The organism is Pandoraea cepalis, from assembly GCF_902459625.1.
Classification (GTDB): domain Bacteria; phylum Pseudomonadota; class Gammaproteobacteria; order Burkholderiales; family Burkholderiaceae; genus Pandoraea; species Pandoraea cepalis.
Genome location: NZ_CABPRY010000005.1, coordinates 274,597 through 286,967, shown reverse-complemented (window position 1 = coordinate 286,967; position 12,371 = coordinate 274,597). Strand labels below are relative to the sequence as shown.

The window sequence follows — 12,371 nt, the reverse complement described above, 5'->3', positions numbered from 1 at the left end:
CCTTTGCCAGCATTATCGCCGGCTCAGGCCCCGGTCGCTCCACTTATCCGACTGTCCGAATTCGCGCAGCCACCTCTTTATGCCTAGCTTCTGCGTCCACGTCACAATGGCCGCACTCAGATATTCCGGGCCGTAGTCACAACGAATCACCTTCGGCTTGCCGCGCCATTCCATGTGCTGCTCCAGCGTGCGAATCACCCGCTCGCGCGGCAACGAGAAATCCTCCTCGATGCCCAGCGCCTCGCGGTTGAAGTCATCAATCACATTCAGCGTCTGGATGCTGCGCCCGTCAACGAGCAGGTCATGCATGAAGTCCATCGACCACACTTCGTCGATGGTGGGCGGTACCGACAGCGGCTGCGGCGTTTCGCGCACCAAGCGCTTCCTCGGCTTGATACGTAGGTTCAACTCCAACTCGCGGTATATACGGTAAATGCGCTTGTGGTTCCAGCCGAACCACTTAACGTTACGCAGATAGAGGTAGCACAGCAGAAAACCCAGTTGCGATTGCAGCCCGTGTCGCGCAACAGACAGTCGGCAATCTCTTCGCTCTCCGTGTTCAGCTTCGCCTCGTATCGATAGCATGATTCTCTTATGCCAAACCCGGCACAGGTCGCACGTATCGTTAGTCCTCGCTCCTGAAAAGCACACTTTGCCATCTCGCGTCGGCGAGATGGCTTCACCACTAATAGGATGGCCCGCTCCTCTTGCACAGTCACATAATCGAAGCCGACACCGACCCTCACCTACTGAGGTGTGTCATGAGTCAACTTACTCAGGCTACAGTCGCCCGAATTGGCATCGATATTGGGAAGTCCATTTTCCACAGTCGTCGGTCTCGACGATAAGGGCAAGCCGGTCTTCAAGGGGCGATTCAACCGTGAGCGGCTACTCGAATTCCTCGCCCGTGCATCGCCGACGATCATCGGCATCGAGGCTTGCACTGGCAGTAGTTGGTTGAAGGGCATCCGGTTCGAATTGTGCCTGCGCAGTTCGTCAAACCGTTCGTCAAGTCCAACAAGACGGATATCGTCGATGCGGAAGCGATAGCCGAGGCAATTTCCCGCCCTACGATGCGTTTTACGCAACCCAAGACCGAAGCGCAACTCGATCTGCAAGCACTTCACCGAGTTCGGCAGCGTTTGGTTTGCGCGAAGACTGCCGTCATCAATCAGTCTCGTGCCTTCCTGCTGGAATACGGCCTGACTATCGGCGCAGGCCCAGCGCATTTCGTGCGCGACATGCCGAACATTCTGTCTGACGATGCCAATGTTTTGACGACTTCGATGCGCGAACTCTTGCAGGAGCAGTGGCAAGGATATCGATCTATTGAGGCTCGCTTGCTGCGATTGCGTCGACAGATCGAGGCGATCGCTGCAGCCGACGATGTCGCCACGCGACCGACGTCTGTACCAGGCATTGCCCACCTGAGCGCGACAGCCATTACAGCGTTTGCTGGCTCTGACGTGCAGTTCAAATCTGGCCGTCATTTTGCTGCATGGCTCGGGCTCGTTCCCGAAGAGTTTTCTACCGGAGGCAAGCAACACTTGCTCGGCATTACCAAACGAGGCAACCCCTATCAGCGATCACTAGCCACCCACCAGGTCCGGTGACAACACCCCCCGGATCATAAGAGCGACTGGGGGCGAGAATCATGCCGAACCTGGCTGGCCAAAACCTCGATTATCGAGGCAGGAAGATAGTAACTGGTGGGAGGGGTGATTCGATAAGTAAATCATCGTGATGGGAAAAATTCAATATTCGAGGATTGACCCATCATTTTTTTCTTCTCATGATCGAGTCTGATCGATATTTATTATCACATCATAAATTTTGATGGATGTGAGGTGGGTGAAGTCAATCGATTGTTAGTGAGGCAAACACGCTCTATAAGTTGCCTCAAATGCAAACGGTACCGAGGATAAATATGAGCATAGAGACGTCGTACTCTCGTCCACTAGCAGCACCGGAGAAGCGGGCAGAGGCAATTGTGGGCGCGCTGAAAGACAAGGGGCTGATTTCGGACCAGGACATAGCTCAATACGCGGCCCACGCAGCGCAGAGGTGGTCTGCCGACAACGGGGCAAAAGTTGTCGCGAGGGCTTGGCTGGATCATGACTTTCGCGCGCGCCTGGATAGTGATGCAACGGCAACGCTGGCAGAGCTGGGATACGTTGGTCCACCACAGCAGACGCGGATTAAAGCGCTCTTCAATACTCCGACGCTGCAAAACGTTGTCGTGTGCACTCAGTGTTCCTGTACTGCATGGGCGGTACTCGGTTTTCCACCTGATTGGTACAAGGTCCCTGAATATCGTGCGCGAGCAGTGCGCGAGTCGAGGCAGGTTCTTCGAGAGCTAGGACTAGAACTCCCATCGTCTGTGCAGATCCGCATGTGGGATACCACGGCAGACTCCCGCTATTTCGTGATACCGGTCCGACCGGAGGGAACGGATGATTGGGGCGAAAAGCAATTATCAGAAATCGTGACGCAGGACTGCATGATTGGGGTCGCGAACCCGATTGCTCCCCCGCTCTAACCAAGACGAACGGTCATACAATTCAACGCGCAATCAGGAGCAGGTGATGGACGGCATTCATGATCTCGGCGGAATGCAGGGCTTTGGTCCCGTCTCCAAAGATCCGCACGAACATGCGACCTGGGAGATCATTCCCAAGGTTCTTCTATATATCGGCGCCGCAAAGCTGAAGAAGTTCAACGTCGATCAGTACCGGCATGCAATTGAGCGCATCGTGCCCCTTCAGTACTTGGCGGAGAGCTATTTTGAGCGCTCACTGACGGGGCTTGCTTCGCTCTATGTAGAGACAGGCGTCCTTGATCATCGAGAGCTCGAAGAGCGCGCAGGTGGCCGCTGGCCTCTTAGTCTGCCAGTTGGGCCGGGGCGAGAGCCTCCTCCGCCACCAGAGTTCCTTTTGAAGGTTGGCGACAGGGTAAAGACGCGGAATATCTTTGTTTCAGGCCACGTGCGCATGCCTGCTTACGCGCGCGGAAAATGCGGTGTCGTGATTGAGCGAGATATCGATATTCACTATCCCGATGCCGTGGGTAATGGCATTCCGTCAGGCTATGTTCCGACCTTTCACGTCGAATTTTTGGCGACTGAACTCTGGGCTGATGCTGAACCTGGCGCGACTCTGGTGATGAGTCTCTGCCAAGATTATCTCGAGCAAGTCGAGTCCTGAAATGGTGCGATGGGGGGATGTGTTTCATCTCCTCTAGACACACCCGAATCCTCCAGCCGCTTTCCTCAATATAAGCACATCAAAGTAAGGATCAGCACAGGCCGTTTTTGCGATGACGGGCTGCCCAATCGACCGGCTTCGTGCGCCCGTCCTTCATGTATTCATGCAACCTCTCTAACCATGGGCGGCGCCTGTCGACAGGTGTCGGCTGTTTAGACGTGAGTCGCCTGGGCGCACGGGGGGGGGGGGGCTTGCCTGCGGACTTAGGACGCGGCTTCGTCTTTAATCAAAGAGATGATGTCTGAGCCGTATGTACAAAAACGATGGATCGTCGGCTAGTGACAATCGCTGGGTGAAAACGCCTGATTCATCAAATCTTCCGGATGGAGACGTAAAGAAGATGAAATACGCAGCACCTATCAACGAAATGCTGTTCGTGATGAAGGAACTGGCCGGTCTCGAAGATATTTCGGTACTACCGGGCTTCGAAGACGCGGGCACAGAAACGGCACAGGCTGTGTTGGATGAGTCCGCCAAATTTTGCGGTGAAGTTCTTGCACCGCTGAACGTTGTGGGTGATCAAAATCCCAGCGTCTGGAAAGATGGTGTCGTAACTGCTACGCCGGGCTTCGGCGATGCATTCCGGCTATTCGGGCAAGGTGGCTGGCAGGGTGTTCAGCACCCGCCGGAGTATAGCGGACAGGGATTGCCGAAGCTTATCGCGACGCCCTGTGTTGAGATGCTGAATGCGGCCAACCTGCCGTTCGCCCTCTGTCCTTTGCTTACCGATGGAGCGATCGAGGCGCTCCTCACCGCGGGAACTGAAGCTCAAAAGCAAGTGTATGTGCCGAAGCTAATTTCCGGTGTGTGGACCGGCACGATGAATCTCACTGAACCCCAAGCAGGTTCGGATCTCTCGCAGATTTGCACGCGCGCCGAGCCGCAGCAAGACGGCACATATAAGCTTTTCGGCACAAAGATCTTCATCACCTGGGGCGAGCACGACATGGCCGAGAATATCGTCCATCTTGTCTTGGCGCGCACGCCAGGTTCGCCGGACGGGGTCAAGGGCATTTCGCTTTTCTTGGTTCCCAAGTTCCTTGTGGACAAAGACGGTGCAACTGGCGAGCGCAACGACGTGCACTGCATATCCATCGAACATAAGCTCGGTATTAAGGCGAGCCCGACTGCAGTACTGCAGTTTGGAGATCATGGCGGCGCAATTGGGCACCTAGTAGGAAAGGAAAACCACGGCCTCGAATATATGTTCATTATGATGAACGCAGCCAGATTTGCCGTGGGCATGCAGGGTGTCGGCGTGTCAGATAGGGCTTATCAGAAGGCGGTCGAGTACGCGAAGGAACGTGTGCAAAGCCGTCCTGTAGATAGCTCATCTAAACACCCGGTCAGCATTATTCATCATCCTGATGTACGCCGTATGCTTGCAACAATGCGGGCAATGACGGAGGCCTCGCGAGCTCTCGCTTATGTCGCTGCGGCACATTGCGATCTCGCGCATCGCCATCGTGACGGCAACGTACGCATCGCACATCAGACGGTCTACGAATACCTGGTTCCGATTGTGAAGGGATGGAGCACTGAGCTTGCGATCGAGGTGACCAATCTGGGCATTCAGGTACACGGCGGCATGGGGTACATCGAGGAGACGGGGGCCGCGCAGTTCTTCCGAGACGCCCGAATCCTGACGATATACGAGGGCACTACGGCGATACAGGCGAACGATCTGGTGGGGCGAAAGACCGTGCGCGATCGAGGTGCAGTTGCGAGGCAATTGCTTGTCGGGATTGATGCAACCTTAGACGCGCTGCGCTCTCGGGAGGGCGGTGCCTTCTCATCAATGCGGAGGCATCTCGCACAAGGGCGTAAATCGTTGGCTGCGGTCATCGAGTATGTCTTGGATAGATCGCAAACCGATCCAAATGCGGTTTTCGCCGGCAGTGTGCTTTACTTGAAGCTTGCGGGCTACGTTTTGGGTGGCTGGCAAATGGCGCGAGCGATGATCGCCGCGGCTCAGAAGCAGAAAGAAGACCCATCGTTCTATGGTGCAAAGATTGCGACGGGACAGTTCTTTGCCGAGCATCTGCTTTCACAGGCGCCAGCGCTTGAAATTGCGATCGTGAGCGCGAACGGCGCCGAAGGCGTACTCGCGCTGAGCGAGGACCAGTTCTAAAGCGACATTCTTCGTAACCATGAAGGCGCGTCCCGGCCCTCGGGCGCGCCTTTCTCGCCAATTCAGGCGTCTGCGCCGAACATCGTGGTCAAAAGGTTCTCGAAAGCACCTACGAGTTCCGAATCTCTTTGCTTGATGAAATGAAACTCACAGCGAGGAAGCTCGGGATACCCCTCTCGCGCGCCGACGACGCGCACGTCCCCTTGTACGGCGTTGAAGGAGGCCGCAGTAATGGCGATTCCTGCCCGTACTGCAGTCAGAGCTCCTTCAAGATGCTCGCTTGTTGCGACAACACGCCAAGGAATTTTGGCTTCGTCCAGAGCAGCGAGCGCGATGCGACGGGTATTCGAGCCTTCGCCCAGCAGAACCAGCGGCAGCGGCTCTGCCTCGGGACTATGGAAATCGCTAGATGCGACCCAAACCGTTGGCTCGCTCCACAACGCGCGTTGGCCGCCGCTTTCCGTCGCGATTCGCTTGATGATGGCCGCGTCGAGTTGTCCGTCTGCAAGCATCGCCGACAACTGAGCGGAAATACCAACCGAAATCGACAATTGCACGCGGGGAAACTGGGCAGAAAACCGCTTGATGATTGGCGGGAGGCGGGTTGTCGTGAGTTCTGTTAGCACACCGATTCGAAATACCCCCGTCCGGCTCTGTCCGCTAAGCCGTTGCCTGACAATTCGCTCGAAATCGAGAAGCCGTCGGGCGTCGTACATGAGTGCCTCGCCTTCAGGCGTCAAGCTGAGTGTTTTCCGGTCGCGCAGCAGAAGGGGGGTTCCCGTGATCTCTTCCAGTCGCTTGAGCTGCTGACTGATGGTGGACTGCGTCACATGCAATTGATCCGCTGCGCGCCGGAACCCGTGACAGTCAACGATTGTGATGAACGTACGAAGCAATTGTAGGTCAAGTGGCTGCATGTGATTATAAAAAGCGATCAGTGTGACGGAATTTCTTCATTATCTCATGCATTGACGGCGTTATTTTGGCCTTTCACCATGATCGCTGATCATTGTTTGAGATCGATGCGAGCATTATGACTGCTCTGTATCTATCCAAGGTATCGACAGACCATGTCTTGACCAGCGGAGTTTTTATTGTGAAAAGCCCCTCTCAGATCGCCATCAGGCGGGATCGAAAATTCGCCGCAATCATGCTCTGCGTTTATGGAGTGTTTGCACTGTTTTTGGCGTTCTTCCCGGACGTCCTCACGCAACAGGCGCTGAACGGTTTGCCCGCATCTCTCATCGTCGGGCCGGCCATTATCGTTTTGGGCATTGTGCTCGCCGCTGTTGTGAGCTTTCAGGCCAATCGTGGCCATGCGTAGGAGCATGTGATGGATAGTAATCGGGTAGTCTCCGCCATTTTCTTTGTCCTATTTTTGATTGCAACTGTGCTGATCACAGTTTGGGCCACTAAGCGAAGCCGCTCTTCAAAGGCATTCTTGCTCGCATCGGGAGGAATCTCGGCTTGGCAAAATGGATTCGCCATGTCCGGCGAGTATCTTAGTGCCAGCGCACTTCTTGGCATGACTGGACTGTTGGCCATCGGTGGATTCGGTGGATACATCTATTCGATCTCCGCAGCCATTAGCTGGCCCATAATCCTATTCTTATTCGCCGGGCCAATTCGTCGACTCGGTAGTTTTACGCTTGCAGATGTGCTCGCATATCGTTTGCGACAACGTCCGATGAGAATCGCGACGGCGACCTCGAACATTCCCATCACGTTGTTCTACCTGATTGGGCAATTGGTTGCAGGCGGGGTCCTGATCAGGTTGTTGTTCGGAATCCCTTACTGGTTAGCGGTTATGGCCGTTGCTGTCATTACGCTCGCATATGTGCTGTTCGGTGGCATGCTCGCAACGACTTGGGTGCAGATCATCAAAGCAGCCCTTCAATGCTTCGGGGTTGCGATGCTGACGTTCCTGTTGCTTCGTCATTTCAGCTTCAATCCTGCGAACGTATTTCGACTGGTGGCGGACGCGCGCGGTGCTAGCTACCTCGCACCGCCGTCGCTCTCGGGCATTTCGCGCTGGGATTCGATTTCACTGTCGATTGGCCTGGTTTGCGGCGCCATGGGACTCCCGCAGATCCTCACACGCTTTCTTACAGTGCCTGACGTTGGATCGGCGCGGAAATCTGCCATGTACGCGACGGCGATTGTCGGCGGCTTCCACCTGATGGTTTTTGTGTTGGGATTCGGCGCACTGGCTTTGCTCGGACGAGACACCATTCTTCATGCCGGCGGTGGTGGCAATATGGCGATTCCGCTGCTTGCCGAGAAGCTTGGTGGCGGAACACTGTTCGGCTTTATTTGCGGCATATCTTTCGCGACGATTCTTGCTGTTGTTTCCGGGATTACGCTTACCTCGGCTACCACGCTGGCCCACGATGTTTGGGGGAATCTTTTCTCGAAGGAAGAAGGGGCGGAGCCATCGATTCGGGTTGCCCGCGTGAGTTCCGTCGTAATCACCGGAATCGCTGCGATGTTGGCTATGGCGTTCGAAAACACGAACGTGGCTTTTCTTATTGGCTTATCCCAAGCGATCGCGGGTGCGACCAATTTCCCAATTCTTGTGCTTAGTCTCCTCTGGCGCAAGCTGACGACTCGTGGCGCAGTTTGGGGAATGGCGGTGGGAGCGATCTCGTCGGTTTTGTTGATTATTGTGTCGCCGACCGTTCAAATCTCGTTGCTTCATAATGAACTTGCGATATTGCGTGAGCAATGGTGGTTCTTCCCGTTGAGCACTCCCGCACTTGTCTCTGTTCCGCTTGCATTCCTTTGCAGTGTTTTGGTGTCAGTCTTTTCCCGAGAGCCGTCATCGGAAGCAAAATTCGATGTCCTTCGACGCTACGAGGAAGCCAGCGGAGATCAGCTTTCGCAGCTAGCGGTAACCAATCACTGAAATTCGAGAGGCAACGCTGCTCCGATAACGGTACTTACCCAAGTAGATGGAAGAGAAATCGTGGAAAGAAAATATGCGTTTCCTGACGAGTCAGACGAGTCAGTCATTGCTCGCGCCGTGAACCTCGGTTTGCCGACGCAACAACCGTACGACACTGAAATCCTTCGGGGTTATCGACGGATGCAGGATATCTCTCATCGATTAGTCAATCTTGAGATATCAGAAACACCCGCATTTACTTTTGATTCGACCCGTTGATCTTGGTGGTAGCAATGTTGAGACGTTCAGATATTCCGACACTCGTTGAAGCAAAGCAGAGCATCCGCGATGGCTCGCTGTCGGCGGTGGGACTGCTGCACCAATGCCAGTCTCGAATTGACCAGCATGAAGAGGGTGTCAACTCATTCACGACGCAAACGCCGGACGCGGCAATGGCTTCGGCAGAGCGCATCGACCAGGCGATGGCAGCGGGTGAGCCGTGCGGCGCACTCGCGGGTATCCCCTACACGCTTAAGGACATTATCGATACAGCGGGTGTTCGGACTACGGGGCAATCGCGATCGTTAGAGTCGCGGGTTCCCGAGGCGGATGCGGCCGTGGCGACGCGGCTCAAAAATTCGGACGCGGTGATGTTAGGTAAGGCCGTGACATGGGAATTCGCGCATGGCGGACCGTCCTGGGACATTCTCGGCGCTCCGTGTAGGAACCCATGGCGGTTATCGCATGACCCGTCAGGTTCCTCGTCTGGCTCGGCTGCCGGAGTCGCCGCAGGCTTCTGTCTCGCAAGTATTGGATCGGATACCGGAGGTTCCATTCGTGGCCCTTCCGCCCACTGTGGGGTGACTGGGTTAAAGCCAACCTTTGGCCGAGTCAGCCGCCGAGGGGTTATGAGCAATTCCTTCTCTCATGACCATATCGGCCCAATCGCGTGGAGTGCGGCAGACGTTGCGGAAGTCCTGCAATCGATAGCGGGGCACGACCCGGCTGATCCGCATTCTTCAATCGCGCCGGTCGGTGATTACATCTCCGGATTGAATCGAGATATCTCAGGTGCAATGATTGGGGTCCCATATCACTGGTTCGACGACGAGGTTCCGGCGTCTATGGAGTTACGCGCGGCGTTCGACGACGCCATGAAGGTATTCCAGGCGCTTGGCGCGAAGGTCGTCCCAATCGAGCTCCCGCGACTTCATCTGTTCGAGGACTCGAAGAAGCTGATTGCTGCGGTGGAATTGTTCGCAGCGCACTCCGAACTTATTCGCCAAATGCCCGAAAAATTGGGCGAAGTCTTCCGCGTTCGAGTCATGGGTGGAGCGCTTGTTTCCAGTGAGGCTTATGTTCGCGCACACCGCCTACGCAGAGAGTTGAACAAGGCTGTGACCTCCGTTTTGGAGCGCGTCGACGTGGTTATGTTGCCGACCTGTGAACCTGCCGGCCGACTCCAGCCGCCAATTGCTGAAGACCTGCTCTCCGGTGTTGGTTACCTCACGGCATTCTGCTCAACAGGGCATCCGGCGCTGGCAGCCCGTATGGGCTTCACGTCTTCGGGGCTCCCTCTTTCTATCCAGATTGCGGGGCGCCACTTCGATGAGGCAACGGTCTTGAACTTCGCACATCGGTACGAAATGCAAACCGACTGGCGATTGTACCGGCCAGATTTTCTCCCCGACTAAGCTGCCACAGCTCGTCGAAATGCGGCGCGTTCGGGACTGATTGAACCGACAGTCAGCGGAATAAGGAGACATCAAATGGATCTGAATCTACAGGGCAAGAAAGTCCTCGTCACAGGCGGATCGCGGGGGATTGGTTTCGACTGCTGTCGACTGTTTCTCGAAGAGGGGTGCGACGTCACGCTAGTCGCGTCAGATGAGGCCAGAGTGAAATCGGCTGTAAGCAGGTTGCAACAGCCCGGTGCCATGATCAACGGATTGAGCGTCGATCTCTCATCGCGAACGCTTCCGCAAAAATTACTGGAGAAGCTCGGCGAGGTCGATGTGGTCGTCAACAATGCCGGAGCCATCCCAGGTGGTGGTCTGGACAAAGTTTCGGATGAAGTCTGGCGGTCCGCATGGGAGCTCAAACTTTTCGGCTACCTCAACGTGACTCGAGCGGCCTTGCCCTCGATGCTGGCACGCGGATCGGGGGTAATCATCAACGTGATTGGGATTGCTGGAGCCGCACCTCGCTACGACTATATCTCGGGCTCCACCGCAAACGCCGCCCTCATCGCATTTACGAAGGCGACAGGTGCGCACGCATCGCGAAATGGGGTTCGAGTCGTCGGCGTCAATCCCGGTCCGACTGAAACGGATAGGTTGGTCAACCTATATCGATCCCGAGCGGCCGAGCGCTTTGGAGACCCAGAGCGTTGGAAGGAGATGTTGTCGGACATGCCGTTCGGCCGCGCCGCGAAAGCAGAGGAAATCGCTTCCCTCGTGGTGTTTCTGTCGTCCTCGCGTTCTGCATACGTTAACGGCACCGTCATTGATGTGGACGGAGGCGCCTGTTACATGGGATAGCTCTCCAACGTCACGAGGGCATAGCTTGTTGGCGCTTGTTAAAGTCTAAGGCTGATATGGACCGTCAGCTCCAGGAATCTCGATCAACCGGTGCCTGGTCAGTCGACTACGTTTCGGAGTGTTCCAAAAAGAGAAAATTGGCGAGTGCGCTTAGTACCAGCGTCGAAAAAATTTGATTGAACATAGACATTGTTCGTTGAAATTCACTAATTTAGTAATACTAAAGAAATTTTTAGTGCGAGGTCACGCCTCACAATCTTCCAAGGCGATTTTTTGGAATGACGCAGCGAACGGAGTGAGCGCCATTCAGATACTGGAGTCGTAATGAATTCGTTGAAAGGTGTCAAGGTTATCGATTTGACTCGAGCATTGTCAGGGCCATTCTGCTCGATGATCCTCGCTGACATGGGGGCGGATGTAGTGAAGGTTGAAGCTGGGCCCGGAGGAGACATGAGTCGTGGGTGGGGACCCTTCGACGGGGAGATCAGTACCTACTACCTTTCGTGTAACCGTAACAAAAGAGGCATTTGCGTTGACTTCCGCAAGCAGGAGGGACTGGACGTTCTTAGAGCTCTGATCCTTCAGGCCGACGTGGTGCTAGAGAACTTCAGGCCAGGAACGATGGAGCAAATGGGGCTTGGGTTCGCCGAGCTAGGGGCGCAGAAGCCGTCAATCATCATGGGAAGTATCACAGCTTATGGTATGCGAGGACCGTTGAGTTCGTGGCCAGGGTTTGATCAGATCGCCCAAGGTTACTCTGGACTGATGAGCCTCACCGGCTTTCCCGAGGGGGACCCAACCCGCACCGGAACCGCAATTGGGGACTTGAGCTCCGGCATGTGGTTGTCCACGGCTATTACTGGAGCGCTCTTTGAGCGTGCTAATACGGGGAAAGGCAAGCACGTCACGACGTCGCTACTCGATAGCCTCGTCGCCATGCTGAGTGTGCATGGCCAGCGATATTTGAGTTTGGGCGATGTACCGAAGCGTACCGGAAATGCCCATGCAGTGATTGCGCCTTACGGTGTATTCCAGACCGCAGACGGACCGCTCAACTTGGCGCCGATCACAAACGAGATGTGGATACGGTTGTGCAATCTTCTGGGCCGAGAGGACTTGCTGGCCGATGCAAGGTTCACGACCAACGACGCGCGCGTTTCCAACCGCGATGCCTTGAAGGCCGAACTTGAAAGTGTGCTCAGAACAAAAGGAAAGCAAGAGTGGACGGCCCAGTGTGTTGCAGCGGGATTGCCTGCAGGCCCGATTAACTCATTGCCAGAGGTATTTGCTGACCCGCAGGTGATTGAGTGCGATCTGGTGGAGACTATTGCACACCCGATTCTGGGAGCCGTGCGGCAGATTCCGACGCCGTTGGCGCATGCCGACGTGGCCGTAACAAGTAACGCGGCCATTGCGGCTAGCCGTCATCCGCCTTTGTTGGGTGAGCATACGTTTGAGGTTTTGCGCGAGGCGGGGTTTGATAGCTCACGGATCGAGCAGTTGCTGAGCACGAAGGTGATTTTTCAGTTCGAGCGCAAAGCCTAAGGCGACAT

Annotated in this window: 10 protein-coding genes and 1 pseudogene; 9 read left to right on the top strand and 2 right to left on the bottom strand. The window is 55.4% G+C overall.

The annotated features are described in order from the left end of the window. Positions 1-78: 78 nt before the first annotated feature. Positions 79-686, bottom strand: a pseudogene (locus PCE31107_RS13785) (DDE-type integrase/transposase/recombinase); the annotation flags it as partial. Between the two features lie 267 nt (positions 687-953). Here PCE31107_RS13785 and PCE31107_RS13780 point away from each other — a divergent pair. The 4 genes from PCE31107_RS13780 (at position 954) to PCE31107_RS13765 (ending at position 5,394) form a co-directional block, all read left to right on the top strand. After that, a complete protein-coding gene (locus tag PCE31107_RS13780; protein ID WP_150609104.1) occupies positions 954-1,613 on the top strand; it encodes an IS110 family RNA-guided transposase in 660 nt (219 codons plus the stop codon). Between the two features lie 314 nt (positions 1,614-1,927). Then, positions 1,928-2,539 carry a nitrile hydratase subunit alpha gene (locus tag PCE31107_RS13775; RefSeq protein ID WP_150609102.1) on the top strand — a complete coding sequence of 204 codons (612 nt, stop codon included), beginning with the start codon at positions 1,928-1,930 and terminating at the stop codon, positions 2,537-2,539. 46 nt (positions 2,540-2,585) lie between these two features. Beyond that, entirely contained in the window at positions 2,586-3,203 is a 618-nt protein-coding gene (locus tag PCE31107_RS13770; protein WP_150609099.1) for an SH3-like domain-containing protein, read from the top strand. A gap of 400 nt (positions 3,204-3,603) precedes the next feature. Next, positions 3,604-5,394 (top strand): acyl-CoA dehydrogenase, encoded by a 1,791-nt coding sequence (locus tag PCE31107_RS13765; protein ID WP_150609097.1) that lies wholly within the window; start codon positions 3,604-3,606, stop codon positions 5,392-5,394. Between the two features lie 62 nt (positions 5,395-5,456). Here the strand turns inward: PCE31107_RS13765 and PCE31107_RS13760 are convergent, their stop codons facing one another. Continuing rightward, a complete protein-coding gene (locus PCE31107_RS13760) occupies positions 5,457-6,311 on the bottom strand; it encodes a LysR substrate-binding domain-containing protein (RefSeq protein WP_150609095.1) in 855 nt (284 codons plus the stop codon). 116 nt (positions 6,312-6,427) lie between these two features. Between PCE31107_RS13760 and PCE31107_RS13755 the strand changes: the two genes are divergently transcribed. The 5 genes from PCE31107_RS13755 (at position 6,428) to PCE31107_RS13730 (ending at position 12,363) form a co-directional block, all read left to right on the top strand. Further along, positions 6,428-6,718, top strand: coding sequence for a DUF485 domain-containing protein (locus PCE31107_RS13755; protein ID WP_150609093.1), 291 nt, complete (start codon positions 6,428-6,430; stop codon positions 6,716-6,718). 9 nt (positions 6,719-6,727) lie between these two features. Continuing rightward, positions 6,728-8,299, top strand: a complete 1,572-nt coding sequence (locus tag PCE31107_RS13750; protein ID WP_150609092.1) for a solute symporter family protein — start codon at positions 6,728-6,730, stop codon at positions 8,297-8,299. A 272-nt stretch (positions 8,300-8,571) separates the two neighbouring features. Then, on the top strand, positions 8,572-9,972 hold the full coding sequence (locus PCE31107_RS13745) for an amidase (protein ID WP_150609090.1): 1,401 nt from the start codon (positions 8,572-8,574) through the stop codon (positions 9,970-9,972). A gap of 75 nt (positions 9,973-10,047) precedes the next feature. Continuing rightward, positions 10,048-10,818 (top strand): short-chain dehydrogenase/reductase, encoded by a 771-nt coding sequence (locus PCE31107_RS13740; RefSeq protein ID WP_150609088.1) that lies wholly within the window; start codon positions 10,048-10,050, stop codon positions 10,816-10,818. Positions 10,819-11,142: 324 nt separating this feature from the next. Next, the gene (locus PCE31107_RS13730; protein WP_150609086.1) at positions 11,143-12,363 is read left to right on the top strand and encodes a CaiB/BaiF CoA transferase family protein; all 1,221 of its coding nucleotides are present in this window, start codon (positions 11,143-11,145) and stop codon (positions 12,361-12,363) included. Positions 12,364-12,371 lie beyond the last annotated feature (8 nt).